The sequence below is a fragment of the Mumia quercus genome, assembly GCF_025506335.1.
GTDB classification, from domain to species: Bacteria; Actinomycetota; Actinomycetes; order Propionibacteriales; family Nocardioidaceae; genus Mumia; species Mumia quercus.
The window spans coordinates 402,550-427,117 of the sequence record NZ_JANZYO010000006.1 but is presented as its reverse complement, the minus strand read 5'-3'; the positions used below and the strand labels follow the sequence as shown (position 1 = coordinate 427,117).

General features: G+C 71.2%; 26 protein-coding genes. 10 read left to right on the top strand and 16 right to left on the bottom strand.

The features are described from left to right. Positions 1-192: 192 nt before the first annotated feature. Genes NYZ95_RS16605 through NYZ95_RS16590 form a run of 4 tightly spaced genes read right to left on the bottom strand, consistent with a single transcriptional unit; the run spans position 193 to position 2,947 of the window. Positions 193-798, bottom strand: a complete 606-nt coding sequence (locus NYZ95_RS16605) for a mycothiol-dependent nitroreductase Rv2466c family protein (RefSeq protein WP_262852437.1) — start codon at positions 796-798, stop codon at positions 193-195. A 52-nt stretch (positions 799-850) separates the two neighbouring features. Then, positions 851-1,990: a glutamate--cysteine ligase gene (locus tag NYZ95_RS16600; RefSeq protein WP_262852436.1), complete on the bottom strand. Its 1,140-nt coding sequence runs from the start codon at positions 1,988-1,990 to the stop codon at positions 851-853. 39 nt (positions 1,991-2,029) lie between these two features. Then, positions 2,030-2,479 carry a hypothetical protein gene (locus NYZ95_RS16595; RefSeq protein ID WP_262852435.1) on the bottom strand — a complete coding sequence of 150 codons (450 nt, stop codon included), beginning with the start codon at positions 2,477-2,479 and terminating at the stop codon, positions 2,030-2,032. A 30-nt stretch (positions 2,480-2,509) separates the two neighbouring features. After that, positions 2,510-2,947, bottom strand: a complete 438-nt coding sequence (locus NYZ95_RS16590; RefSeq protein WP_262852434.1) for a DUF3224 domain-containing protein — start codon at positions 2,945-2,947, stop codon at positions 2,510-2,512. A gap of 67 nt (positions 2,948-3,014) precedes the next feature. Here NYZ95_RS16590 and NYZ95_RS20500 point away from each other — a divergent pair, with 67 nt between their 5' ends. Beyond that, the gene (locus NYZ95_RS20500; protein ID WP_262852433.1) at positions 3,015-3,839 is read left to right on the top strand and encodes a helix-turn-helix domain-containing protein; all 825 of its coding nucleotides are present in this window, start codon (positions 3,015-3,017) and stop codon (positions 3,837-3,839) included. Here NYZ95_RS20500 and NYZ95_RS16580 read toward each other — a convergent pair. Together NYZ95_RS16580 and NYZ95_RS16575 are read right to left on the bottom strand one after the other, a co-directional pair. Beyond that, positions 3,831-3,980, bottom strand: a complete 150-nt coding sequence (locus NYZ95_RS16580; protein ID WP_262852432.1) for a hypothetical protein — start codon at positions 3,978-3,980, stop codon at positions 3,831-3,833. The two genes, NYZ95_RS20500 and NYZ95_RS16580, sit on opposite strands and share 9 nt — an antisense overlap. Continuing rightward, positions 3,947-4,489 (bottom strand): FMN-dependent NADH-azoreductase, encoded by a 543-nt coding sequence (locus NYZ95_RS16575; RefSeq protein ID WP_262852431.1) that lies wholly within the window; start codon positions 4,487-4,489, stop codon positions 3,947-3,949. Before NYZ95_RS16575 ends, NYZ95_RS16580 begins: the two co-directional genes overlap by 34 nt. Before the next feature lie 91 nt (positions 4,490-4,580). On the opposite strand from NYZ95_RS16575, the gene NYZ95_RS16570 reads away from it, so the two are divergent. Further along, positions 4,581-5,174 (top strand): TetR/AcrR family transcriptional regulator, encoded by a 594-nt coding sequence (locus tag NYZ95_RS16570; RefSeq protein WP_262852430.1) that lies wholly within the window; start codon positions 4,581-4,583, stop codon positions 5,172-5,174. Positions 5,175-5,187: 13 nt separating this feature from the next. Continuing rightward, positions 5,188-7,734 (top strand): aminopeptidase N, encoded by a 2,547-nt coding sequence (gene pepN / locus NYZ95_RS16565; protein WP_262852429.1) that lies wholly within the window; start codon positions 5,188-5,190, stop codon positions 7,732-7,734. 63 nt (positions 7,735-7,797) lie between these two features. On the opposite strand, the gene NYZ95_RS16560 is transcribed toward pepN, so the two are convergent. From NYZ95_RS16560 to NYZ95_RS16540, 5 genes are all read right to left on the bottom strand, one after another. After that, on the bottom strand, positions 7,798-9,159 hold the full coding sequence (locus NYZ95_RS16560) for an MFS transporter (RefSeq protein ID WP_262852428.1): 1,362 nt from the start codon (positions 9,157-9,159) through the stop codon (positions 7,798-7,800). 164 nt (positions 9,160-9,323) lie between these two features. Further along, positions 9,324-9,848: a PH domain-containing protein gene (locus NYZ95_RS16555; RefSeq protein WP_262852427.1), complete on the bottom strand. Its 525-nt coding sequence runs from the start codon at positions 9,846-9,848 to the stop codon at positions 9,324-9,326. Positions 9,849-9,860: 12 nt separating this feature from the next. Further along, positions 9,861-10,016: a hypothetical protein gene (locus NYZ95_RS16550; RefSeq protein ID WP_262852426.1), complete on the bottom strand. Its 156-nt coding sequence runs from the start codon at positions 10,014-10,016 to the stop codon at positions 9,861-9,863. Between the two features lie 100 nt (positions 10,017-10,116). After that, the gene (gene meaB, locus NYZ95_RS16545; RefSeq protein ID WP_262852425.1) at positions 10,117-11,073 is read right to left on the bottom strand and encodes a methylmalonyl Co-A mutase-associated GTPase MeaB; all 957 of its coding nucleotides are present in this window, start codon (positions 11,071-11,073) and stop codon (positions 10,117-10,119) included. A 40-nt stretch (positions 11,074-11,113) separates the two neighbouring features. Beyond that, the gene (locus NYZ95_RS16540) at positions 11,114-12,304 is read right to left on the bottom strand and encodes an acetyl-CoA C-acetyltransferase (RefSeq protein ID WP_262852424.1); all 1,191 of its coding nucleotides are present in this window, start codon (positions 12,302-12,304) and stop codon (positions 11,114-11,116) included. A 162-nt stretch (positions 12,305-12,466) separates the two neighbouring features. Between NYZ95_RS16540 and mce the strand changes: the two genes are divergently transcribed. Beyond that, the gene (mce, locus tag NYZ95_RS16535) at positions 12,467-12,892 is read left to right on the top strand and encodes a methylmalonyl-CoA epimerase (protein WP_262852423.1); all 426 of its coding nucleotides are present in this window, start codon (positions 12,467-12,469) and stop codon (positions 12,890-12,892) included. A 128-nt stretch (positions 12,893-13,020) separates the two neighbouring features. Here the strand turns inward: mce and NYZ95_RS16530 are convergent, their stop codons facing one another. Genes NYZ95_RS16530 through NYZ95_RS16520 form a run of 3 tightly spaced genes read right to left on the bottom strand, consistent with a single transcriptional unit; the run spans position 13,021 to position 15,273 of the window. Continuing rightward, positions 13,021-13,875, bottom strand: coding sequence for a 5-oxoprolinase subunit C family protein (locus tag NYZ95_RS16530; RefSeq protein WP_262852422.1), 855 nt, complete (start codon positions 13,873-13,875; stop codon positions 13,021-13,023). Then, the gene (gene pxpB / locus NYZ95_RS16525; protein ID WP_262852421.1) at positions 13,872-14,528 is read right to left on the bottom strand and encodes a 5-oxoprolinase subunit PxpB; all 657 of its coding nucleotides are present in this window, start codon (positions 14,526-14,528) and stop codon (positions 13,872-13,874) included. The genes NYZ95_RS16530 and pxpB overlap by 4 nt, the downstream gene beginning before the upstream one ends. After that, positions 14,515-15,273 (bottom strand): LamB/YcsF family protein, encoded by a 759-nt coding sequence (locus NYZ95_RS16520; protein ID WP_262852420.1) that lies wholly within the window; start codon positions 15,271-15,273, stop codon positions 14,515-14,517. The genes pxpB and NYZ95_RS16520 overlap by 14 nt, the downstream gene beginning before the upstream one ends. A 226-nt stretch (positions 15,274-15,499) precedes the next feature. Between NYZ95_RS16520 and ccrA the strand changes: the two genes are divergently transcribed. Both ccrA and NYZ95_RS16510 read left to right on the top strand, forming a co-directional pair. Next, complete coding sequence (gene ccrA / locus NYZ95_RS16515) at positions 15,500-16,837, top strand: crotonyl-CoA carboxylase/reductase (RefSeq protein WP_262852419.1); 1,338 nt, start codon at positions 15,500-15,502, stop codon at positions 16,835-16,837. 100 nt (positions 16,838-16,937) lie between these two features. Continuing rightward, complete coding sequence (locus tag NYZ95_RS16510; protein ID WP_262852418.1) at positions 16,938-18,236, top strand: coiled-coil domain-containing protein; 1,299 nt, start codon at positions 16,938-16,940, stop codon at positions 18,234-18,236. Here NYZ95_RS16510 and NYZ95_RS16505 read toward each other — a convergent pair. After that, positions 18,224-19,030 carry an alpha/beta hydrolase gene (locus NYZ95_RS16505; RefSeq protein ID WP_262852417.1) on the bottom strand — a complete coding sequence of 269 codons (807 nt, stop codon included), beginning with the start codon at positions 19,028-19,030 and terminating at the stop codon, positions 18,224-18,226. The genes NYZ95_RS16510 and NYZ95_RS16505 overlap by 13 nt on opposite strands. A 121-nt stretch (positions 19,031-19,151) precedes the next feature. On the opposite strand from NYZ95_RS16505, the gene NYZ95_RS16500 reads away from it, so the two are divergent. The 4 genes from NYZ95_RS16500 to NYZ95_RS16485 all read left to right on the top strand — a co-directional run bounded on the left by NYZ95_RS16500 (position 19,152) and on the right by NYZ95_RS16485 (position 24,314). Continuing rightward, positions 19,152-21,560, top strand: a complete 2,409-nt coding sequence (locus NYZ95_RS16500; RefSeq protein ID WP_262852416.1) for a winged helix-turn-helix domain-containing protein — start codon at positions 19,152-19,154, stop codon at positions 21,558-21,560. Between the two features lie 61 nt (positions 21,561-21,621). Continuing rightward, complete coding sequence (locus tag NYZ95_RS16495) at positions 21,622-21,843, top strand: DUF8691 family protein (protein WP_262852415.1); 222 nt, start codon at positions 21,622-21,624, stop codon at positions 21,841-21,843. 66 nt (positions 21,844-21,909) lie between these two features. Next, positions 21,910-22,992 (top strand): AI-2E family transporter, encoded by a 1,083-nt coding sequence (locus tag NYZ95_RS16490; RefSeq protein ID WP_262852414.1) that lies wholly within the window; start codon positions 21,910-21,912, stop codon positions 22,990-22,992. Continuing rightward, a complete protein-coding gene (locus tag NYZ95_RS16485; RefSeq protein ID WP_262852413.1) occupies positions 22,989-24,314 on the top strand; it encodes a hypothetical protein in 1,326 nt (441 codons plus the stop codon). Before NYZ95_RS16490 ends, NYZ95_RS16485 begins: the two co-directional genes overlap by 4 nt. Here the strand turns inward: NYZ95_RS16485 and NYZ95_RS16480 are convergent. Continuing rightward, entirely contained in the window at positions 24,284-24,544 is a 261-nt protein-coding gene (locus NYZ95_RS16480; RefSeq protein WP_262852412.1) for a DUF8691 family protein, read from the bottom strand. The two genes, NYZ95_RS16485 and NYZ95_RS16480, sit on opposite strands and share 31 nt — an antisense overlap. Positions 24,545-24,568 lie beyond the last annotated feature (24 nt).

Sequence of the window (24,568 nt, the reverse complement as noted above, 5' to 3'; positions counted from 1 at the left end):
CCCTCCGGCGTCAAAGGAGCGTTAGCGTGAGTCACGAAGACCTCCGTGGATGACGTGAGTGTGGTAACCCACATCGTCGCGGAGGTCTTCGCTAACTCAACCGTTCACAACGTCCCGAGGAACTACACCTAGCGGCTCGGGCTACTCGACCACCCAGGGGGCGGCTCGGGCTACTCGACCGGCCAGGGGCGCTCAGTCGAAGATGGGGTCGCGGGTACGGCTGCGCTTCAGCTCGAAGAACCCGTCCGTCCCGGCGACGAGGAGGCACCCGTCCCACAGGCGCCCAGCGGCCTCGCCCTTGGGCGCCGGCGAGACGACGGGCCCGAAGAAGGCGACACCGTTGACCGCGACGACCGGCGTGCCGACGTCGGTGCCGACGAGCGTGATCGCGCGCTCGTGCGACGCCCGCAGCGCCTCGTCGTACGCGTCGGTGTCGGCAGCCTCGATCAGCTCGGGCTCCAGCCCCACCTCGGCCAGCGCCTCGGCGAGCACGGTCTTGTCGAGCGTGCGCCCACCGGGGTGCACGCGCGTGCCGATGGCGGTGTAGAGGTCGCGCAGGACCTGCTCGCCGTGCTTCTGCGCGGCGGCCGTCGCCACCCGGACGGGGCCCCATCCGCGCTCGAGCATCTCTCGGTACCGCTCCGGAAGGTCCTCGGCGTCTTCGTTGAGGACCGACAGGCTCATGACGTGGAATCGGACCTCAACGTCCCGGACCTGCTCCACCTCCAGCAGCCAGCGCGACGTCATCCAGGCCCAGGGGCACAGCGGATCGAACCACATGTCAACAGCGTCGGACATGCTCACCTCTCGTCAGGCGCCGGCGGAGCCGACGGACCGGCAGTTGTTCAGGTCACAACAACGGACGACCCGCGTGCATTTCCTCCACCAACGAGAACGCCACCGGCTGGAGATCTCCACCGTTGCGTCGCGCCACCTCGCGCTGCCGCTGGTACGAGGCGCCGTCGCGCAGGATGGTCTCGATGCCGGCGAGCTCCTCCGTGCAGCCGAGCCGAGCCGCCACCGGCTCCAGCAGCCGCAGCAGCCGGCGTACGTCGGTCGTCACGAGGTCCTCGCCGCCCTTCGCGTCGAGGATGAGGATGGCCTCCATGCCGTAGCGCGCCGAGCGCCACTTGTTCTCCTGGAGGAACCACTGTGGCAGGTCGGGCAGGTCGCGCCCGGCGTCCAGCTCCGACGAGAAGTGCTCGACGAGGCACTGCGTGAGCGCCGCGATCGCCAGGAGCTCGCTGAGCGTGGGCGTCCCGTCGCAGATCCGCACCTCGAGCGTGCCGAAGCGCGGGGAGGGCCGGATGTCCCACCGCACCTCCGAGAAGTCGTCGATGACGCCGGTGTGGAGCATGTCGTCGGTGTAGCGCTCGAGGTCGGCCCACTCCTCCAGCCGGAACGGCAGCCCGGCGGTCGGCAGCTGCTGGAACATCAGCGCACGGTTCGACGCGTACCCGGTGTCCTTGCCACCCCAGAACGGCGACGACGCGGACAGCGCCTGCAGATGCCCGAAGTACGCCAGGACCGCCCGCATGATCGGCAGCACCTTCGCACGGTCCTCGATGCCGACGTGGACGTGGACGCCGTAGATGAGCATCTGGCGGCCCCACCACTGCGTACGGTCGATGAGCGTGTTGTAGCGCTCCTTGTCGGTGACCTTCTGGTGGTCCCACTGCGCGAAGGGGTGGGTCCCTGCGCACATCAGCTCGACGCGCAGCGGACCGGTGACGTCGCGCACCTCGTCGAGGCTGCGCCTCAGGTCGCGTCCTGCGGCACCGACCTGCTCGTGGACACCGGTGACGATCTCCACGGTGTTGAGGAGCAGCTCTTGGTGGACGTGGGGGTGGGGGGCGCCGTCGGGTCCCGCGAGCGCGTCGAGCACCGTACGGGCGACCTGTCGGAGGTCTCCCGTGTCGGCGTCGACGAGTGCGAGCTCCCACTCGATGCCGACGGTGGAGCGCCGAGACTGCGCGAAGGGCAGGGCCATGACTCCATGGTGCCCGAGCCGAAGCCCGGGTAACCGGGGTCACGCCCGCTGTGACGGCTCCCACGGCGCGGGCCGTACGACGGCGACCCACGCCGCGAACGCCAGCAGCGAGATCCCCACGGCGATGTCGACCACCACGTGGGTCTGTCGCCACCACACCATGTCGGTGGCGCCTTCGACGGTGTAGTGGCCGATGCCGATCAGCCCGCTGAAGGAGTAGAACACCAGGCCGACGACGCAGGCCGCGCGACGGTGGCGGAAGAACGCGATCACGCCGAGGACGCCGCAGAGGGTGAAGACGAACCACGACGCCGCGATCAGTCCCGCGGAAGGGGCCGGAAGCTCGCCCGGCCCGGGCTGCGGGTAGGCGTCGTAGTTGGCGACGTTGTCGACGTAGTGGATCACCGACACCACGAACGCCACACCCACGAGCCAGAGGAGGACCGTCGTGCCGCGCGGGCGATTGCGCGTAGTGGTGTCGACGGTCATGCCGTCGACGCTAGTGCGCGGCGGGGTCACTCACACGCTGTAGTCGAGGACGAACCCGTACCCGGAGTCGCTGTGCCCCCCGAGCTCGATCCGCGCCTCGCCTCGCAGCGTCTCGAGCGCGCCGGTCCCCATCCCCTCCACGACCTCGACAGTGTCGCTGACGTCCATCTCGTCGTGCGCCCCGCGGTGCAGGAAGACGCAGGTCCCCTCGGCGCCGCCGATCGACCCTGTGAAGCGCTCCAACGCGACGACCGGCGCCTCGCCCGCCTTGTACGTCATCAGGTAGTGGACGACGCCCTCGCCCTCGATGTCTCCGGTGTAGTGGTAGCGAACCGTGGCACGCGTGATGCCGCGGTCGGGGTAGTACGTCCCGTTCCGCTCGTTGCCGGTCCCGTCGATGTCCTCGACGACCGACTCGTCCCATGCCGCCACGGTGAACGTGGTCTCTGCCTTCTTGTCATAGCTCATGTCCCCGACGCTAAGGGCGTCACGCGGAGCGGGTCTTGGAGGAACGCGACAGGCCTAGGGTGGAGGGGTGAGTGCGAGGGCCACGCCGGAGCCGCGGGGGTATCCCGAGGCGATCGTCGGGCGCGCCGAGCCGTTCGGGGTCCGCCGGATCGAGACCGAGTCGCCCGGCGTCGACTACCTCTGGCGGGTGCGGTGGGCGGTCGAGGAGCCGTACGAGCAGCACGTCGTCCCGCAGCCCCGCCTGCACCTCGCCGCCGAAGAGGGACGCCTGCTCGTGCACGGCGTCACGCGGCGTCCGTTCTCGCGCCGCCTCGTCGGCCGCGGGCACGTGCTCGGAGCGTCGTTCGTGCCCGGCGGTTTCCACGGCTACCTCCGGGCGCCCGTCGGTGGGTTGTCGGACGCCGTGCGCCCGGCTGCGGAGGTGCTGGGCGTCGACGACCGCCCGTACGCCGCGCGCGTCCTCGCGCCCGACGCGAGCGACGACGCGATGGTGGCGGCGCTGACGGAGTTCCTCGGGGTGGTCGGGTACAAGGCCGATCCGCGCGCGGACGAGATCACCGCGCTGGTCACCGAGGCCGAGCGCGACCGCTCGATGGTCCGCGCCGACGCGCTGGCCGAGCGGGCGGGTGTCAGCCTGCGGACGCTGCAGCGGGAGTTCGCCACGTACGTCGGCATCGGCCCGAAGTGGGTGCTGCAGCGGTTCCGTCTGCTCGACGCGGCCGCGGCCGCGCGGTCGGGCGACGCCGTCGACTGGGCCGAGCTCGCAACCGCGCTGGGGTTCAGCGACCAGGCGCACCTCGTACGACGGTTCACCGAGGTCGTCGGCACTCCTCCGGCCACGTACGCCCGCGAGGTGGGCGCGCCAGCAGGACCCCGCCGACGATCATCGTGAGCGCGCGGCCTGGTCCACCAGCGCGTCGACCTCGGCCAGGGCGTCCGCGCGCGAGGCGTGGTGGGCGTCGAGGAGATCCGCCAGCAAGGGGTCGACCCGCGCGTTGGTCAGCTCGGTGTGGACGAAGCGCGTGTCGGCCACACCGAAGTGCCCGGCGAAGAAGTCACGCAGGTAGCGCTCGTGGTGGTCGTACGGCGCACGAGGCGCCCCTTCGAGTACGAGCCGCCGCGCGCGCCGACCACCACGAACGTCGTGCCGGCGAGCGACATCCGCGGGAAGGTCACCTGGTCGATCCACGCCTTGAGGGACGCGGAAACCCCGAAGTTGTACATCGGCGCCCCGACGAGCACGACGTCGGCCGCCAGCAGCTCCGACAGCAGCGGCTCGACGACGGCCCACGCCTCGCGTTCAGCGGCCGTCCGCACAGCCTTGCGGTAGTCGGCCGGCTCGGTGATCTGCTCCGCGAGGAGCGTGTCGCAGATCGTCGTCCACGCTTCACCGACGGGTGGTACCGGCTGGCGGGCGAGGTCGCGGTGGACGTAGAGACCGCGAGGATGGGCCTCCCGCCACCGTGCGGCGAAGCGGGCCCCGAGCTCGCGTGAGAACGAGCGGGTGCGCGCGCTGGAGTCGAGGTGGAGCAAGGTTGACATGACGCCTCCTCTGGAACCGGACGCGGTGTCCGGTTGATCGCGTGACCGCTCTAACTGGACACGTCGTCCAGATATTCCGTACGGTCGAGCCGTGGACCTGCCCCGTGCCGACGCGCCGCCCGCCGAGCGTGCCGACGCCGCGCGCAACCGCCAGCGGATCCTGCGTGCCGCCGCCCGCCTGTACGCCGAGCGCGGCGCCGCGAACGTGAGCATGAACGACATCGCGCGCGAGGCGGGCGTCGGGCGCGGCACGCTGTACCGTCGCTACCCCGACCGCGCGTCCATCGCCGTCGCCCTGCTCGACGAGCACGAGCGCGACCTCCAGGAACGCCTGCTCCACGGGCCCCCTCCCCTGGGCCCGGGTGCCCCGCCGGCCGAGCGGCTCGCGGCGTTCTACGACGCGATGACCGACCTGCTCGAGGCGCACGCTCACCTCGCGCTCGGCGCCGAGGTCGGGCAGTCACGCTTCGCCACCGGCGCGTACGGGTTCTGGCGCGCGCACGTCCGGATGCTCGCGGTGGAGGCGGGGGCGGACGACCCGGACGCGCTCGTCGACCTCCTCCTCGCGCCGGTCGCTCCGGAGGTCTTCGTCCGCCAGCGCGAGCTCGGCGTGTCCGTCGCGCGGATCGCCACCGCGCTCGGCCACCTGGCACGCGGGGCGCTGAACGGGGATCACCTCGCGTGACAGGATGGGACGCATGCCAGGAACCAACCTCACGCGCAACGAAGCGCAGGAGCGGGCTGCGCTCCTCGACGTCCACCACTACGCCGTCGACCTCGACCTGACGCTCTCCGACACCGAGTTCGGGTCGACCACGGTCGTCAGGTTCACGAGCAAGCAGGCCGGAGCGTCGACCTTCGCCGACCTGGTCGACGCGCGGGAGCCCAAGATCTGGCTCAACGGCACCGAGCTGGCCGCGTCCGCGTACGAGGACAACCGCATCGCGCTCACCGACCTGCTCGAGGGCGAGAACGAGCTCCGGGTCGAGACCCGTCTCCCCTACTCGCGCACGGGCGAGGGCCTGCACCGCTTCGTCGACCCCGCGGACGACCGCGTGTACCTCTACACGCAGTTCGAGGTGCCCGACGCCCGCCGCGTCTACGCGACGTTCGAGCAGCCCGACCTGAAGGCGACCTTCACCTTCACGGTCGACGCCCCGACCGGCTGGACCGTCGTGTCGAACTCCCCGACGCCCGAGCCGACCTCCGTCCGCCACGGCGTCGACCGCTGGGCGTTCGCGGAGACCAAGCGGATGTCGACCTACATCACGGCCCTGATCGCCGGCGAGTACGACACCATCACCGACACCTACAAGGGCGAGTACGGCCGGATCCCGCTCGGCATCCAGGTGCGCAAGAGCCTGCGCGAGCACGTCGACGCCGACGAGATCTTCGAGATCACCAAGCAGGGCTTCGCGTTCTTCGAGGGCGCCTTCGAGATGGGCTACCCGTTCGGCAAGTACGACCAGGCTTTCGTGCCGGAGTACAACATGGGCGCGATGGAGAACGCCGGCGCGGTGACGTTCCGCGACGAGTACATCTTCCGCAGCCGCCAGACCCACGCCGCGTACGAGTCGCGTGCCAACACGATCCTCCACGAGATGGCGCACATGTGGTTCGGCGACCTCGTGACGATGAAGTGGTGGGACGACCTGTGGCTCAACGAGTCGTTCGCCGAGTTCGCCTCCCACCACGCCGAGGTCAACGCCACGAAGTACACCGGCGCCTGGACCGGCTTCACCAACCAGCGCAAGAACTGGGCGTACCGCCAGGACCAGCTGCCCTCCACGCACCCGATCGCCGCCGACAACTACGACCTCCACGCGGTCGAGGCCAACTTCGACGGCATCACGTACGCCAAGGGCGCCTCGACCCTCAAGCAGCTCGTCGCCTGGGTGGGTGAGAAGGACTTCTTCGCCGGCCTGCGGTCGTACTTCTCGAAGTACGCCTACGGCAACACCGAGCTGAAGGACCTGCTGGCCGAGCTGGAGTCCGCCTCCGGACGCGAGCTGACGACGTGGGCGCAGGAGTGGCTCCAGACGTCGGGCGTGAACACGCTGCGCCCGCGGTTCGTCGTCGACGCCAGCGGCGGCTTCACCTCCTTCGCGGTCGAGCAGACGGCGATCGAGGAGTACCCGACGCTGCGCCGCCACCGCATCGCCATCGGCCTGTACGACCGGACCGACGCCGGCCTCGTGCGTCGTGGCCGGGTGGAGACCGACATCGAGGGCGCGCTCACCGAGATCGACGCGCTCATCGGTCAGAAGCAGCCCGACCTGGTGCTGCTCAACGACGACGACCTGACGTACGCCAAGATCCGGCTCGACGAGCGCTCGCTCGAGACGCTCACGACCTCGATCGCCGACATCGACGACTCCCTGGCACGCGCGCTGTGCTGGGGTGCGGCGTGGGACATGCTGCGCGACGCGGAGCTCCCGGCGCGCCAGTTCGTGCCGATCGTGCTCGCGGGCGTCGGCACCGAGTCCGACCTGACCGCGGTGCAGACCCTGCTGCGGCAGGGCGGTTCGGCGATCGCGCTGTTCTCGGCGCCCGACAACCGTGACGCCCTCGCCGCGCAGTGGGAGCAGGGCGTGCGCGCGCTGCTGGAGGCGGCCGCGCCGGGATCGGACCACCAGCTCGCGTTCGTCCGCGCGTACGCGGGCGCCGCGGAGTCCGACGACGCGATCGCCTACTTGCGCGGCCTGCTCGACGGCTCGGTGACGCTCGAGGGCCTGACGGTCGACACCGACCTGCGGTGGACGCTCGTCGCGGGGCTCGCCCGCGCCGGCGCGTTCGGCGATGCGGAGATCGACGCCGAGCTTGCGCGGGACAACACGATCTCGGGCCAGGAGAAGGCTGCCGGCGCGCGCGCCGCTCGCCCGGACGCCGCCGCGAAGGAGAACGCGTGGGAGTCCGTCGTCGTCCGCGACGACCTCCCGAACGAGACCCAGCGCAGCATCGCCCGCGCCTTCCAGCAGCCGGGCCAGGCCGAGCTGCTCCAGCCGTACGTCGAGCGCTACCTCGACACGGCACGCACCGTCATCGAGAAGGGGGTGTGGCGCGCGTCGGAGATCCTGGAGAGCTTCTTCCCGCGGGCGAACCCCAGCGCTGAGAACCTCGCGACGATCGACGCGTGGCTGTCCGATCAGAAGGACCTCGACGCGACGACGCGCCGGTACGTGAGCGAGGGTCGCTCGGACCTCGCCCGGGCGCTGGCCGCGCAGGAGCGCGACGCCTCCGCCTGACGCCCGTACGACCCCGTCCGCGACCCGTGCCCGAGGCACCGGGTCGCGGACGGGGTCGTGTCGTCAGGCCTCGATGTCGACGTCCTTGGTCTCGCGTCCCACGAGGAGCGCAGTCAGGGTGAGGCCGCCCATCACGGTGAGGTAGACGCCGACCCAGAACGGGCTGCCGTCGCCGAGGCCCCAGAGCCAGACCGCGATGAACGGGGCGACGGCCGCGCCGAGGATCGAGCTCACGTTGTACGAGACGCCCGAGCCGGTGTAGCGGACGCTCGTCGGGAAGAGCTCCGGCAGCAGCGCCCCCATCGGGCCGAACGTGAAGCCCATCAGGGTGAATCCGAGGATGAGCCAGGCGACGACCCCGATCGTGCCGGCGTCGAGCAGCGGCACCCACACCAGTCCGAAGGCCATGATCGCCGCGGTCACCACGATCAAGGTGCGCCGGCGTCCGTACCGGTCGGCGAGCGGTCCCGACACGAGCGTGAAGACGCCGAAGAACACGACGCCCAGGATCATGAGCAGCACGAACGTCGTGTAGTCGTACCCGAGGCCCGGGACCTCCGCGTCGGTCGCCGCACGTCCGTAGCTGAGCGAGAACGTCGTCATCAGGTAGAAGAGCACGTACGTCGCGAGCATGAAGAACGTGCCCAGCACGAGCTCGCGCCAGTGGTCGCGGACGACCGCGGCCAGCGGCATCTTCTGCACCTGGCCCTTCTCGACCGTCTTGGAGAACGCCGGGCTCTCGACCAGCCGCAGACGGACCCACAGGCCGACGGCGACCATCACGATCGAGAACAGGAACGGGATCCGCCAGCCCCACGACAGGAACGTCTCCGACGGTCGCGTCGGATCGCCCGACGGCATCAGGAACGTGATGACGAGGAACAGACCGTTGGCGATGATGAACCCGATCGGCGCCCCCAGCTGCGGGAAGGTGCCGTACCAGGCTCGCTTGCCCGAGGGCGCGTTCTCGGTCGCCACGAGCGCGGCGCCGCTCCACTCGCCGCCGATCGCGAAGCCCTGCGCGAGCCGCATCAGCACGAGAAGCAGGGGCGCGACCCAGCCGATCACCGCGTACGTGGGGAGCAGGCCGATGGCGAACGTCGCGATGCCCATCGTCAGCAGGGCGGCGACCAGCGTCGTCTTGCGGCCACGCTTGTCGCCGAGGTGTCCGAAGAAGACGGCGCCGAGCGGACGCGCGACCATCGCGGCGCCGAACACGGCGAACGAGGCCAGCAGCGCCGTCGTCTCGTTCCCGGCGGGGAAGAACAGGTGCGGGAAGACCAGGACGGCGGCCGTCGCGTAGACGTAGAAGTCGTAGAACTCGATCGTCGTCCCGACGAGGCTCGCGAGGATGACGCGCGAGCGGGGGTTCACCGGGGCGTCAGCCGCCGGTGCGGGATCGAGGGCAGGGATCGTGCGAGACAAGGGAGGACTCCGAGACAGGGCTGAACGGGACGACCGGTGACGCGGGCGACGGCAGGGGTGGCCTCGGAGGCAGACGACCGGGGGGCGCTCGTGGCGCATCGCAGACGGTACGCCTGTGACCGAGCCCACGGTCCACCCAGGTGGGCCCTGCGACCCTCCTACGGTCAGCGGGCGGGGCCGCGCAGACCGGCGGCGACCAGCGCCTTCTGGATCGTCCGGTCCCGCTCGAGCGGGTCGGGGATGAACCGGATGTCGCGCAGTCCCTGGGCCTGCGCGGCCGACTCGAAGACGAAGTGGCCGTACCCGAGGATCCGGCCCAGGAGCGAGCGTTCGACCGTGATGTCGAGGATTCGCGCCATCGGCATGGTCGCGACCTTGACCTCGAAGACGCCGCGGATCTTGAGCACGCGGTGGTTGGTGATGACGAAGACGTCGAGGTGCTGCTCCGCGGCGCGGTACATGCCGAAGCCGATGATGCCGACCCCGACGAGCGCGAGCACGCCCGCGACCGACATCGGCATCAGCGGGAACAGCGCGATCAGCAGCGCACCACCCAGCACGATCGCGTACGGGGCGACGAAGACCACCCAGTGGTGGCGGACGACGTCCTTGACGCGCTCGCCGTCATCGAGCAGCAGGTGCTTGCCGATGTTGCGGTCCGGGACCAGCCTCAGCGCCCTGCGCAGCACCGTCGACCCCCGTCAGAACAACAAGTTCTGGAGGAAGGTCGCGACCTGGTCGAAGGCGTTGACGATGCCGTCGAAGGCAAGCTCGACGACGTCCGCCGAACCCGTGGGATTCGTGAGCAGGAAGTAGACCACGAAGATCACCAGGATGACGATGATCGCCTTTTTCACCAGGGCTGCCTTTCTCGGGGGCAGAACGCTTGGGGGCACGCTCTCGGACGTTTATAGCGGATACCGGAGTGCACCATCGCGAGGCGCGCCGTGATCCGGGTCACACGGTGTCGAGAAGGCGCCGAGAAGCGGTGAATGGGTCGGTTTTTCCCGCGACGACGTCAGCCGCAAGGGCCTCGATCCGGTGGTCGCCGCGCATCGACGCGAACCGGGCGCGAAGCTCCGTCGTCGCGAGCGTCTCGATCTCGTCGCGGGTGCGCCGGAGGCGTCGGCGCGCGAGCTCGCCGCTCGAGCGCAGGTGCGAGAAGTGGGCGTCGAGCGCGGCGAGGACCTCGCCGATCCCCTCCTCACGGTAGGCGACGGTGAGGACGATCGGCGGCTTCCACCCCGCGTCGGGCCGGTCGGTCAGCGACAGCATGGCGCGCAGCTCGCGCCGGACCTGCCGAGCGCCGTCACGGTCCGCCTTGTTGACGACGTAGACGTCCCCGATCTCGAGGATCCCGGCCTTGGCCGCCTGGATGCCGTCCCCCATCCCCGGCGCGAGCAGGACCACCGTGGTGTCGGCGAGCCCGGCGACCTCGATCTCGGACTGCCCGACGCCGACCGTCTCCACGAGGATCACGTCGCATCCGGCGGCGTCCAGGACCCGCAGCGCCTGCGGCGCGGCCCAGGCGAGACCCCCCAGGTGGCCACGGGTCGCCATCGAGCGGATGAAGACCCCCGGATCGCCTGCGTGGTCCTGCATGCGGATCCGGTCCCCGAGGAGCGCACCGCCGGAGAAGGGCGACGACGGGTCGACCGCGAGGACGCCGACCTTGCGGCCCTGCGCCCGCAGGGCCGCGACGAGCGCACCGGTCGTCGTCGACTTGCCCACGCCCGGTGAGCCGGTGAGACCGATGATCTGCGCGCGACCCACGTGCGGAGCGAGGGCGGCGCTGACCTCGGGGAGCAGGGGCGACGCGTCCTCCACCAGGGAGATGAGCCGCGCGACCGCACGAGCGTCGCCGGCGGTGGCTCGTTCGACGAGCTCACCGACGGCGACAGCACGGCGTGCCATCAGGTTCGCGTCCGCTTCCCGCGGCGCACCGTACCGAGCGTCACTGCTGCGGGACGCGCACGATCAGGGCGTCACCCTGACCGCCGCCACCGCACAGCGCGGCCGCGCCGACGCCGCCTCCGCGACGCGCCAGCTCGAGGGCGAGGTGCAGGACGATCCGCGCGCCGCTCATGCCGATGGGGTGGCCGAGCGAGATCGCGCCACCGTTGACGTTGATGCGGTCCTCGTCGACGCCGAGGGCGCGCTGGCTGGCGATGCCGACCGCGGCGAAGGCCTCGTTGACCTCGATGAGGTCGAGGTCGGTGGGCGCGATGCCCTCCTTCTCGCACGCCTTGGCGATGGCGTTGGCAGGCTGGAGCTGGAGCGTGGAGTCAGGTCCGGCGACGGTCGCCGCGGCGCCGATCTCGGCGATCCACGTCAGCCCGAGCTCCTCGGCCTTCTCCTTGGCCATGACGACGACCGCGCAGGCGCCGTCGGAGATCTGCGAGGCGGTGCCGGCGGTGATGGTCCCCTCCTTGGCGAAGGCAGGACGCAGCTTGCCGAGCGACTCGACGGTCGTGTCGGCGCGGACGCCCTCGTCGGCGGCGACGGTCACCGTCTCACGGCGGCCGGCGATCTCGACCGGCACGATCTCGTCGTCGAAGATCCCGTTCTTCTGCGCGGCGGCAGCGAGCTGGTGCGAGCGGGCGCCGAACGCGTCCTGCTCCTCACGGGTGAGCGCGTCGACCTCGGCGTTGCGGCCCTCGGTGAGCTTGCCCATCGCCTGGTCCGTGAGCGAGTCCCACAGGCCGTCGTACTCCATGTGGTCGAGCATCGTCGTCGCGCCGTACTTCGTGCCCTCGCGCGAGCCCTTGAGCAGGTGCGGGGCCTGGGTCATCGACTCCTGGCCGCCGGCCACGACGACGTCGAACTCGCCGGCGCGGATGAGCTGGTCGGCCATCGCGATCGCGTTGATGCCCGACAGGCACACCTTGTTGATCGTGATCGCCGGGACGTCGAGCGGGATGCCGCCCTTGTACGCCGCCTGGCGAGCCGGCACCTGCCCGGCGCCCGCGCCGAGGACCTGGCCCATGATCACGTACTCGACCTGCTCACCGGAGATCCCGGCCTTCTCGAGGGCGCCCTTGATGGCGACGCCGCCCAGGTCGGCAGCCGACTGGGTCTTGAGGCCGCCCAGGAGCCGACCGATCGGGGTGCGTGCCCCCGCGACGATGACGGACTGACGAGACATGGGATCTCCTTACGAGGTGCGAGCGCGTGCCTGCGACCGAGACGAGTGCTCTGGTGGGGTGCACGATACCCGCCCGTAACATCGGCAACCCCCTCGGTGAGGAAGGTCACAGGCTGGACGGCCGGGCGCCGTACAGGGCTCTCGTGTCCTATCGTGCCCCGCATGGTTCCCGATCACCTCCTCATCGCCATCGACCACGTCGGCATCGCTGTGCCGGACCTCGACGAGGCGCTCGAGTTCTACGCCAACGTCTTCGGCCTGCACTCCGTCCACGAGGAGATCAACGAGGAGCAGGGGGTGCGCGAGGCGATGCTGGCCGTCGGTGACACCGACCAGCGCATCCAGCTCCTGGCGCCGCTCTCCGACGAGTCGACCATCGCGAAGTTCCTCACCCGCAACGGTCCCGGCATCCAGCAGCTGGCCTACCGGGTGACCGACATCGAGGCGGCCGCCCAGACCCTGCGCGATCGTGGGATGCGGCTGCTCTACGACCAGCCGCGCCGCGGCACCTCCGACAGCCGGGTGAACTTCGTCCACCCGAAGGACGCCGGCGGCGTCCTCGTCGAGCTCGTCGAGCCCGCCTCCTGACGCCGAGAGACCCCGAGACCCCTCGCGAGAGACCTCTGCACGCCTCGCGAGAGACCTCCTTGAAGGGAGGTCTCTCGCCGAGCGTGCAGAGGTCTCTCGCGGGTGGGCCGGGGGTCTCTCGCGAGGGGTCAGGCCCAGCGGAGGGTGACCGGCTGGCCGGGTCGTGCTTGCGCGGCTCGGTCGACGTCGGCGTCGACGACGACCCCGACCACGGGATAGCCGCCGGTGACCGGGTGATCGGCGAGGAACACCACCGGCTGACCGCTCGGCGGCACCTGCACCGCCCCTCGATAGGCGCCCTCGGACGGCATCGCCGCGTGCGGGTCGCGCAGCCCGAGCACGCGGCCGTCCAGCCGCATCCCGACCCGGTCGCTCGCCGCGGCGACCGTCCACGGCGCCGCCACGAGGGCGTCGGGGTCGTGGACCAGCACGTCACGCGGCCCTCGCACCACCCGCAGCACGATCTCGTCGTACGACGGGGGCGGCACGGCATCGACCCGCGGGTAGTCCTGCGGCGGGGACCCGACCGGGAGGATCACACCCGGCACCAGCGGTTCGGGGCCGATGCCGGCGAGGACGTCGCGGCTGCGCGAGCCCAGCACCGGCTCGACGTCGACTCCCCCTCGGACCGCCACGTACGAGCGCAGCCCGCTGGTCGGGGTGCCGAGCCGCAGGGACTCCCCCGCCCGCACCCGGACCGGCGCGTACGCACCTGCGGCGCGGCGGCCCACGCTGATCGGCACCGGGGCGCCGGTCACGGCCACCCACACGTCCCGCCCGCGTGCGGCCAGCTCCAGCCCTCCGAGCGTGACCTCGATCCCGGCCGCGCCCTCGGGGTTTCCGAGCAGCCGGTTCGCCAGCCGCAGCGCGCCACGGTCGGCCGCACCCGAGCGACCGACGCCGATCGCGGCGTGCCCCGGCCGTCCGAGGTCTTCGACGAGCGCGAGCGGTCCGCTGCGCAGCACCTCCAGCCCGACGGTCACGACGTCTCCTCGACGAACCGCACGACCGCGCCGGGCCTCAGCAGCGCCGGCGGATCGCGCCGCAGGTCCCACATCGGCGCGGCGGTCGTCCCGATCAGCTGCCATCCGCCCGGCGACGGGCGGGGATAGACGCCGGTGTACTCCCCCGCCAGTCCGACGGCGCCCGCCGGCACCGAGGTGCGGGCGCTGCGGCGACGTGGCACGTAGAGGCGAGCGTCTCCACCGGTGAGGTAGCCGAAACCGGGCGCGAACCCGCCGAACGCCACCCGCCACACGCTGGAGGTGTGCAGACGGACGACCTCGGCCTCGCTGAGCCCGGTCAGCCGCGCGACGTCCCGCAGGTCGGGACCGTCGTAGCGCACCGGGATCTCGACCTCCGCGCTCGCGGCCGGTCCCCGGCCCACGTCACCGGCCGTCACGCGCAGTCGACGCAGCGCACCGGCGAGCGCGGTGATGTCGGCGTCCTCGGAGGCGACGACCAGGACCGACGACGCCGCAGGGACGACGTCGGCGACCTCGTCGAGCGCGGCGCCGCGTACGGCCGCCTCCCACGCGACCACCTCGGTGGCGCCCGCGAGGTCGATCATCAGCGCCCGGTCGCCGTACGGCACGATCCTGGCCGGCTCGGCACCCTGCGGCTCAGACGAAAGCATCGAGCGTCACGCCGACCGACTCGAGCTCCTCACGCACGCGGCGCGCGAGCGCGACGGTGCCGGGCGTGTCTCCGTGGACGCAGACCGAGTCGGCGTTGATCTCGACCACCGTCCCGTCGACCGCCTCGACCTGGCCCTCGAGCACCATCCGGACGACTCGGCGCGCCACGACGTCCGGGTCGTCCAGGACCGCCCCGCGGTCCGAGCGGCTCACGAGCGTCGCCTCAGGGGTGTACGCCCGGTCGGCGAAGGCTTCGCGCACCGTCCGCAGCCCCAGTCGCGCTCCCCACTCCAGGAGCCGGGACCCGGGCAGTCCGAGCAGCGGGAGGCCGGGGTCGTACGCACGCACCGCCTCCGCGACCGCGCGGGCCTGCGCGTCGTGGTGCACGGTGGCGTTGTAGAGGGCGCCGTGAGGCTTCACGTAGCGCACCCGGGTGCCGGAGGCGCGCGCGAGGCCGTCGAGCGCCCCGATCTGGTAGAGCACGTCGTCGGCCAGCTCCTCCGGGTCCATGTCGATGAAGCGGCGGCCGAACCCCGCCAGGTCGCGGTAGCTGACCTGGGCGCCGACGGCGACGGCGTTCTCGGCGGCGTGCTCGCAGCTGCGGCGGAGGGTGCGGGCGTCACCGGCATGGAATCCGCAGGCGATGTTGGCGCTGGTGACGACCTGCAGGATCGCGGTGTCGTCGCCGAGCTCCCAGCGTCCGAAGGACTCGCCGACGTCGCTGTTGAGGTCGAGTGTGGTCACGGAACTCCCTGGACGAGGACGGGCGCGCCCCACGCTACTCCTGGGGCACAGCAGCGGTGCAGCGCGATAATGGCGCGAGAAGCGCCCTCACGGCCACCCGCCCGCGGGCCCCAGCCGACGCCGCCACCACCACGCAGAGCGACGTAGGTCACGTTTTGACGCCTCGGCCGATTACCGCTGAGTAATATCCGCGTAACGCAACCGCGCCGCAATCCTGGAGGACGACGTGCAGCACATTCTGGACGCCATCATGGCGGGTGACACCTCGAGCGAGGACTTCGCGAACATCGCCATCCCCGAGAGCTACCGCGGGATCACGGTGCACAAGGACGAGGTCGACATGTTCGAGGGCCTCGCGACCCGTGACAAGGACCCTCGCAAGAGCCTGCACGTCGACGACGTCCCCGTGCCGGAGCTGGCTCCGGGCGAGGCCCTGGTCGCCGTCATGGCGAGCTCCATCAACTACAACACGGTGTGGACGTCGATCTTCGAGCCCGTGGCGACGTTCGGCTTCCTCGAGCGCTACGGACGCCTCTCGGAGTACACGAAGCGCCACGACCTCCCGTACCACGTGGTCGGCTCCGACCTCGCCGGCGTCGTCCTGCGCACCGGGCCGGGAGTCAACGCCTGGAAGCCCGGCCAGGAGGTCGTCGCGCACTGCCTGTCGGTGGAGCTGGAGAGCCCCGACGGCCACAACGACACGATGATGGACCCCGAGCAGCGCATCTGGGGCTTCGAGACCAACTTCGGCGGCCTCGCCGAGCTGGCCATCGTCAAGGCCAACCAGCTCATGCCGAAGCCGAACCACCTCTCCTGGGAGGAGGCAGCCAGCCCGGGCCTGGTCAACTCCACGGCCTACCGCCAGCTCGTCTCCAAGAACGGCGCGGCGATGAAGCAGGGCGACACGGTCCTCATCTGGGGCGCCTCCGGCGGACTGGGCTCGTACGCCACGCAGTTCGCGCTCAACGGCGGCGCCACGCCGGTCTGCGTCGTCTCGTCGCCGGAGAAGGCCGAGATCGTCCGCTCCATGGGCGCCGAGCTCGTCATCGACCGCTCCGCCGAGGGCTACAAGTTCTGGAAGAACGAGCACGAGCAGGACCCGCGGGAGTGGAAGCGCTTCGGCTCGAAGATCCGCGAGCTGACCGGCGGCGACGACCCCGACATCGTGTTCGAGCACCCGGGCCGCGAGACGTTCGGTGCGAGCGTCTACGTGGCGCGCAAGGGAGGCACGATCGTGACCTGCGCCTCCACGTCGGGCTACATGCACCAGTACGACAACCGCTACCTCTGGATGAACCTCAAGAACATCCTGAGCTCGCACTTCGCGAACTACCGCGAGGCGTGGGAGGCCAACCGCCTCATCGACAAGGGCATGATCCACCCGACCGTCTCGAAGGTCTACAACCTCGACGAGACGGGCCAGGCGGCCCTCGACGTGCACCGCAACGCCCACCAGGGCAAGGTCGGTGTGCTGTGCCTCTCGCCGGAGGAAGGGCTCGGTGTCCGTGACGCGGAGAAGCGTGCCCGCCACCTCGACCAGATCAACCGGTTCCGCGGCGTCTGAACGGCCTGAACGAAGGGTGGCGACGGGCTGAGTTCGGTGGGGAGGTCGCGATAGGCTTCTCGAAGCGACTTCCCCCCGAACTACGAACCGAAGGCACCTCATGTCAGACCCATACGGCAGCTACTCCGACGGCGACTCCCTCTCTCGCACCCCAGGCGACCCGGCGACGGGGGCCGGCTTCCCGCTCGTGCGGCGAGGAGGCTACGACAAGGACGCCGTCGACGCCTACCTCGCGCAGCACCGCGACGACCTCGCGCGGGCCAACGCCGCCACCGCGGCGGCCGAGAAGAAGCTGAGCGCGCTCGAGAGCGAGGTGGCGGACCTCCGCACCCAGCTCACCGAGAACAACAAGCCGAGCTACGCGGGCCTCGGCGGCCGCGCCGCCGAGCTGTTGTCGCTCGCGGAGCAGCAGTCGGCCGAGATGCTCGACCGCGCGCGCCGCGAGGCCGAGGACGTGCGGCGTGTGGCCGAGTCCGAGGCCGCCGCGATCAAGGCCGCCGCGGCCAAGGAGGCCGACGACCTCCGCGCCGTGCAGCTCGCCGACGTCGAGGAGACCCGCGAGCGTCTCCTCGCCGAGGCCGAGAGCGAGCGTGCGCTGGCGCTGGCCGAGTCCGAGGACGTCCTCGCCAAGGCCAAGCGTGAGGCCGAGCAGATCGAGCTGGCCGCGAACCAGTCCGCGAGCTCCGCACGCCTGTCGGCGACCCGCGAGGCCGAGCAGATCCGCGCTGCCGCGGACCGCGAGCTCACCGAGGCGCGCCGTGTGCTCGCGCTCGAGAAGGAGCGGATGGCCAAGGAGGCCGCCGAGTCGCACGCCGTGGCGACCGAGCAGACCACCAAGATGATCACCGACGCCGAGTCGCGTGCGGCCGCTGCCGAGGCCCGTGCGCGCGAGGCGATCGCCGCCGCGACCAAGCGTCGCGAGGAGACCAAGGCCGAGTCCGAGCGCATGGTGGCGCGAGCCCGTCGTGAGGCCGAGCAGATCATGCACACCGCCCGGACCCAGTCCGAGCACTCGCTGGCGCAGGCCCGCGCCGACGCCGAGAAGCAGATCTCCGAGGTCCGCCACGAGCTCGACTCGCTGGTCGCCAAGCGCGACGCGGTCAAGGGGCAGCTGTCCAAGCTCCGCGAGGTCATCGGCTCGTTCGCCGGTCTCGACTCGCTCGACCAGGACCCGGAGAAGTCCATCTCCGAGGCACCCCGTGCCGAGGTGGAGGCCGTCGTCGAGGAGGCAGTCGCGGTGGTCGACAAGGCCGCGACCGTCGTCGACGCCCCTCTGACGTCCTCCGACGAGGAGACCACGATCGAGCGCCCGGCGCGCGAGCGTGCAGTGCGTCGTGCGAACCTCGGTGGCCCGGCGGCCGCCGACCTCGCCGAGGACGAGGACTCTCAGGCCTCCTGAGCGCCTTCTGAGGAGCGGGCCGACTCGAACGCCGCGACCGTACGGTCTGCGTACGCCGAGGCGTCGGCCCGCTCCATCGGACCTTCCCACGTCCGCGGGAGCGGGGTCGTGGCGCGCGGGTTGAGGCGCGCCACGATCTCGTCCAGCACCCGCTCGGTGTCTCCGACCCACAGGTGCTTCGCGCCGTCGACGCCGATCACCTCGGCCTGCGGCACCCGCGAGAACCGCTCGCGCGCCTCCTCCGGACGTAGGTAGTCGTCCAGCTCAGGCACCAGCGCCGTCAAGGGCTTGCCGTCGGCCGCCCACGCGTCGAGGTCGGCCGGCTCGGAGAACCGCAGCGGCGGCGACAGCAGGATCGCCCCCTCGACCTCGGCGTCCAGCCCGTACTTCAGCGTGAGGTCCGTCCCGAACGACCATCCGACGAGCCAGATCGCGGGCAGATCCTCGAAGTCGGCGAACTCGATCGCCGCGGCGACGTCGTACCGCTCCCCCACCGCGTTGTCGAAGGCGCCCTCGCTGGTCCCCTGGACGCTCGTGGTCCCGCGGGTGTTGAAACGCAGCACCGCGATGTCGGCCAGCGCCGGCAGCCGGTACGAGGCCTTGCGGAACAGGTGGCTGTCCATCATGCCGCCGTGCGTGGGCAGCGGGTGGAGGCAGATCATCGTCGCCACGGGCTCACGCGACTCCGGAAGGGCCAGCTCGCCGACGAGCGCGAGCCCGTCGGCGGTGTGCAGCGTGATCGGCGTACGCCGGGCCGGGAGGACGGAGTTGCCGCGGATCACCTGTGCGTTCACGTCCTCCAGCCTACGTTTCCGAACTGCAACGTCCCGTGCGGGGCCGCGCTGTTCCCACTAGCCTCCAAGTGCTGACGTGCGTACGGGGGTGCGCATCGCGGGTGACACCGGGAGCGTGGCTGTGACGCTGCATGCTGACCACGAGACGAGGCCGATCGACGACGGCGCGTCTCTCGTGCGTCGACGGCTGTTGAGTGCGCTGGACCGTGCGGCCAGACGACCGATCACTCTGGTTGCCGCGCCGACGGGGTACGGCAAGACCACCCTCCTCCACCACTGGCTGCAGGAGCACCCTGAAGCGCTATCCCTGGAGGGCAGCCGGCCGCGGGCGTGGCAGCAGGCTGCGCAGGCGCTGCGTGCGGGACGTCCTGTGGTGGTGGACGACGGGCACCTCGCCGGATGGGGACCGGCCTTCGAGGCGGCCTGCACGGTCGCCGACTCCTCGGCTCCTCTGGTCGTCGCCTCCCGCGTCGACCCGCTCCTCGCCCTCCATCGTGAACGTCTCGCCGGTCGGGTCTCCGAGATCCGCGCCGACCAGCTCGCGTTCTCCGTCGGCGAGCTCACCAGGGTCGTCGCCTCCGCGGGACGGCGACTGGACCAGGCCGAGGCCGCGGCGATGCACCGCGACACCGACGGCTGGCCGGCGGGAGTCCGGCTCAGCGCGGCGCGCTCGTCTCACGATCTCGCGGACGACGGCGCCTACTCGCCCAGCGGCAGCTACCTGCTGTCGCACGTGGTCGCGAACCTCGACCCGTCGCTCCGTGCGTTCCTCCTCGACACGGCGGTCCCGGAGGAGTTCGACGTCTCGCTGGCGCACCGCCTGTCGGGACGCACTGATGCCAGCGACCTGCTCCGCGAGCTCGCGTACGCGGTCGGCTTCGTCGCACGCAACGACAAGACGGGCCTGTTCCGCTACCACCCGATGCTGCGACACCTTCTCCTCAGCGAGCTCGAGCGCGAGCCGGTCAGCCGCCTGCGAGCCCTCCACGACACCGCCGGCCGGTGGACGTTCGCGCGTGACCTCCTCGACGCGTCAGCCGGGCACGCGGTCCGCGCGCACGACGACGACCTGGCTTCAGACGTCGCGATCGCGCTCGCCTGCCGCAGCCTCGGCGACGGCGACTGGAGCGCCCTCGACGCGCTGACCGACCGCCTTCCGGTGGTCTTCGCCCGAGACGACGAGCGAGGGCGCCTGCTGCTCGCGCTGCGTGCCATCCGTGACGACGACATCGAGGGGGCGGTGGCCGCGCTGGGGCACACCGCGCGGCGGACGAGCCTGGACGTGTCGACGCACGAGCGTGTCGTGACCCTCACGGCGCTGTGCCGTGGGTGGCTGGCACTCGCCGAGGGCGACACCGAGGCGGCGCGCGAGTGGATCGCGGGCGCGGACCCGGTCGTCGACCTCGGCGCCGGGTCGCCCACGGCCGGCCTGCGCTGCGGTTGGGTACTCGTGCACAGCGCGCTCGCGCTCGCTGACGGGAGGCTCGAGGCGCTCGACGACCTCGAGCGCGGCGCGGCCCGCCTCGCGGCGCACGCCCCCGTCGCGGCCGTCACCGCCGCTGAGATCCAGATGTGGCGCGCGTTCGCGACCGGCCGTCTCGCCGACGCCGAGCAGGCCGTCACGACGATCGAGCAGCACACCGGTGGCCAGCCCCTCATGTCTGTCGTCGTGGTCCGCCGGTGGATCGAGCGGGAGCGCGCACAACCCGCGTCCACCGTGCCGGAGCCCGCCCGACCGGACGACCACCCCAACATGCTGCCGCCGCCGCTGCTCGACGCGCTGCTCGTCCAGCTGACTCAGGACCCGCCGTCCACGTACGAGGCGGCCGCGCGGTGCGAGCGCGCCACCAGCTGGCTCCTCGCTCGCCGCGCGCTCCTCGACACGGTGACCTCGCTCCTGGTCAGCGGCGAGACCGCGCGCGCCACACGTACGGTCGAGACGACGTGCCTGGCCCACCCGGCGCTCGACCCCTCCCCCTACCTCTTGTGGATCGCGCTGACCGACGCGCTGTGCACCGGTGACCGCGAAGCCGGTGCGCCGCTCACCGAGCTGATCGACCTCGGCCTCGACGTCCCCGAGGACCTCCGCGTCCGGATCTTGCTCGCCGCGGCGGCCCTGGAGCTCGCCGCCGGCGACCTCACAGCGGCGTCCGCGCGGTTGCGCCCCGCTCTCGAGAGCACGACGCGACATGGTTGGCGACGCCCCTGGGTCGCGCTCGGCACGGCTGCCTTCGATCTTCTGCGTGCCGAACGCGGACGCGTCGGGCCGTACGGCGACCTGGTGACGCGCCTGCTCGTCGAGCTCCGCCAGGACCACGACGTCAGTGTCGACCTCGTCGTCGCGCTCTCGGCCCGCGAGCTCGAGATCCTGCAGTACCTGCCGACCTCGCTGGACCAGGTGGAGCTCTGTGCCTCGCTCTTCATCTCACGCAACACCCTCAAGACACATCTGCGCGCGATCTATCGCAAGCTCGGCGTGGAGTCGCGACGTGAAGCGGTCTTGAAGGCGCAGCGCATCGGACTCCTGTGACCGCAGATCTCGCCCCCAACGGGTGAGCCGCGGCGCCCGGGCGCAACTCCAGAATGTGGACATGGACACCGAGGACGAGGGGACGCCGTACGTCGTCGTCGTCACCGGTGCGCTGACCGATGCGGTCACCCGCGCCACCACCGCCCGAGGGCTGAGCGTCACCGAGGAGCGCGGGCGTCTCCTCCTCCGGGGGCGCTTCGACGGGCTCGCCGAGCTCAACGACCTGCTCTTCGCTCTGGACGACCTGGGGCTCTCGCTCGTCTCGGTACGCCAGGCGGACTGAGACGAGCGCCTCATCTCACTCCGTAAGGGTGAGTCGGGGCGCCCCGTGCTGTCCTAGCGTCGAGTCGTGCCCGATGACCGAGACCCCGCGGCGCGGCCCGCGATCCCTCGCGAGCCGCTCCTCATCCTCACGTGCGCCGGTGCGCTCGCCGCAGCCCTCGGTCTGCGGGCGTTCTCCGGCATCATCGCTCCGCTCATCCTCGCCCTGGTGCTCGTCGTGGCCGTCCAGCCGATCCGCGACTACGCGGTGAGGCGGGGCATCCCTGAGTGGCTCGCGACCGGGACCACGCTGCTCGCGGTCTACGCGATCGTCGCGGGCTTCGGGATGGCGCTGCTCGTCGCGGCCGGCAGGTTCGCGACGCTGCTCGGCGAGTACGAACCGCAGTTCCAACAGTTCGTCGACGACGTCGGCGACCTTCTCGAGTCGTGGGGCATCGGGAGCGCGCAGGTCCACGAGATGATCAGTGCCGTCGACCTGGGGAGCCTTGTCGGGATTGCGACCGACCTCATCGGCGGGGTGGCGGGCGCCTTCTCGAGCATCTTCTTCATCGTGGTGCTGCTCTTCTTCGTCGCCACCGACGCCGGCGCGTTCGCGTCCAAGCTGCGGATGGTGCCGGCGAGCGGGTCGCGGACGGCGGAGGCGTTCGGGCGGTTCGCCCGCGGGACGCGCTCGTACCTGGTGGTCTCGACGCTCTTCGGCCTCGTCGTCGCACTCGTCGACGTCGTCGCGCTCTACGCCCTGGACATCCGCGATCCGTGGCTGTGGGGCATCCTCGCGTTCCTGACCAACTACATCCCCAACATCGGCTTCATCATCGGCATCATCCCGCCGACGATCATCGCTCTCCTCGACCACGGGTGGGGCACGGCGATCGCCGTCATCGTCGTGTACTGCGCGGTCAACTTCGTCCTGCAGACCCTCGTCCAGCCCCGCGTGGTCGGCAACACGGTCGGGTTGTCCGGGTCGCTCACCTTCCTCTCGCTCGTCTTCTGGGCGACCCTCTTCGGCGGGATCGGCGCGATCCTCGCGATCCCGCTCACCCTCTTCGTCAAGGCCGTCTTCGTCGACGTCAGCCCGGATCGCGGATGGATAGGTCCGCTCCTGTCCAGTCATCCGGCGCCGAAGTCTGCGGAAGGGAGCACCCCATGAGCGAGAACGAGGTCGAGCGGCTCCGCGCCGAGGTGGCCGCGCTGAGGCAGCAGCTGGCCGCCGAGCAGACGGGCGCCGCGCCCCCACCTCCCTCCGCGCGCGACGGCCGGTCCGGTTGGTGGCGAACGCCGCTGGTGGCGGTCCTCGTCCTCCTCGGCGCTCTGCTCGCCCCCCTGTCGGTCGTCGCCACGTGGGCGCACGACGAGATCGGCGACACAGACCGCTACGTCGAGACCGTCGCGCCCCTGGCCTCGGAGCCGGCGGTGCAGAACGCTCTCACGACGCTCGTGACCGACGTGATCGTCACGCAGCTCAAGGTCGACGAGGTGACGCGAGAGGCGCTCGACGCGCTCGCGCAGCAGGCCTTCGTCCCGCCGCGTGCCGCACCGCTGCTGCCGGCGCTCGCGTCCCCCCTGACGGACGCGGTAGAGAATTTCGTGCGTGACACGGTCGCGCGCGTCGTCCGCTCGGACACGTTCGAGGAGGCCTGGGTCACGGCCAACCGCGAGGCGCACGACCAGGCGGTGGCCGTGCTCACCGGCTCGAGCAGCAGCCAGATCCAGGTGAGCGACAACGCCGTGAGCGTCAACGTCGCGTCGTTCGTCGAGGCTGCCAAGCAGCTCCTCGTCGACCGCGGGTTCGCGCTTGCCGAGCGCATCCCGGAGGTCGACGCCACGTTCGTGCTCTTCCAGTCCGACGACATCGGGAAGGCGCAGACGTGGTTCAGCTGGCTCGAGACCGCCTCGCGCGTGCTCCCGATCCTCGCCCTCGCCCTGCTCGCCACCGCGGTGCTGGTGGCCCACGACCGGCGGCGAGCACTGCTCGCGGTCGGGGTCTGCGTGGCCCTGGCGATGGTGCTCCTGGGGCTGGTGCTCAACATCGTCCGTCCGCTCTACCTCGACGCCGTCCCGACCGACGTCCTGCCGACCGACGCCGCAGCCGCGATCTACGACCAGCTCGTCCTCTTCCTCCGTACGGCACTGCGGGCGGTGCTCGTCGTGGCACTGGCCGTCGCCGCGACTGCCTTCCTGCTCGCGCCGACCGGTGCCGGCGCAGCCCTGCGTACGGGTGTCGTCGGTGCGGCGGGGCGGATGCGTGAGCGGTCGGGCATCGCGCGCGGACCGGTGTCGACGTTCGTGGCCACCTACCGCACCTTCGCCCGCGTGTCGGTGGTGGCGCTCGGCGTGCTCGCCTATGTCGCCCTCGACCATCCGAGCGGAGGAGACGCCCTGGTGATCGTGGTCCTCGTGGTGGTGGGGCTCGTGGTGGTCGAGCTGGTCGCCGGGCCCCGTCAGCCGGACCCCGGCTCCCCTGTCTCGTAGCCGTCGTCGTCGGCGGGCGTCACCTCGATCAGGTCGACACCGAGCTCCTCCAGCGCCTGCAGCGCCCCGAGGAGCTCGGCCCGGTCGCGGAACGCACCACGCAGCGCCACCGTCCCTCCCGGCTCGACGCGCAGCCGCAACGCCTGCAACGACGCGACGAGCGCCTCGCTCAGCTCCGCCCGCACGACGATCTCGTACGAGGTGGGTCGGCCGGGCGAGGCGCTCGTCACGAGCACTCCTTCCGGGGTGCCGCG

What these genes read in the sequence shown, in the direction of transcription:
- NYZ95_RS16605 (WP_262852437.1), bottom strand. Translation starts at nt 798, where the DNA reads ATGTCCGACGCTGTTGACATGTGGTTCGATCCGCTGTGCCCCTGGGCC.
- NYZ95_RS16600 (WP_262852436.1), bottom strand. Translation starts at nt 1,990, where the DNA reads ATGGCCCTGCCCTTCGCGCAGTCTCGGCGCTCCACCGTCGGCATCGAG.
- NYZ95_RS16595 (WP_262852435.1), bottom strand. Translation starts at nt 2,479, where the DNA reads ATGACCGTCGACACCACTACGCGCAATCGCCCGCGCGGCACGACGGTC.
- NYZ95_RS16590 (WP_262852434.1), bottom strand. Translation starts at nt 2,947, where the DNA reads ATGAGCTATGACAAGAAGGCAGAGACCACGTTCACCGTGGCGGCATGG.
- NYZ95_RS16575 (WP_262852431.1), bottom strand. Translation starts at nt 4,489, where the DNA reads ATGTCAACCTTGCTCCACCTCGACTCCAGCGCGCGCACCCGCTCGTTC.
- pepN (WP_262852429.1), top strand. Translation starts at nt 5,188, where the DNA reads ATGCCAGGAACCAACCTCACGCGCAACGAAGCGCAGGAGCGGGCTGCG.
- meaB (WP_262852425.1), bottom strand. Translation starts at nt 11,073, where the DNA reads ATGGCACGCCGTGCTGTCGCCGTCGGTGAGCTCGTCGAACGAGCCACC.
- NYZ95_RS16540 (WP_262852424.1), bottom strand. Translation starts at nt 12,304, where the DNA reads ATGTCTCGTCAGTCCGTCATCGTCGCGGGGGCACGCACCCCGATCGGT.
- mce (WP_262852423.1), top strand. Translation starts at nt 12,467, where the DNA reads ATGGTTCCCGATCACCTCCTCATCGCCATCGACCACGTCGGCATCGCT.
- pxpB (WP_262852421.1), bottom strand. Translation starts at nt 14,528, where the DNA reads ATGCTTTCGTCTGAGCCGCAGGGTGCCGAGCCGGCCAGGATCGTGCCG.
- NYZ95_RS16510 (WP_262852418.1), top strand. Translation starts at nt 16,938, where the DNA reads ATGTCAGACCCATACGGCAGCTACTCCGACGGCGACTCCCTCTCTCGC.
- NYZ95_RS16495 (WP_262852415.1), top strand. Translation starts at nt 21,622, where the DNA reads ATGGACACCGAGGACGAGGGGACGCCGTACGTCGTCGTCGTCACCGGT.
- NYZ95_RS16485 (WP_262852413.1), top strand. Translation starts at nt 22,989, where the DNA reads ATGAGCGAGAACGAGGTCGAGCGGCTCCGCGCCGAGGTGGCCGCGCTG.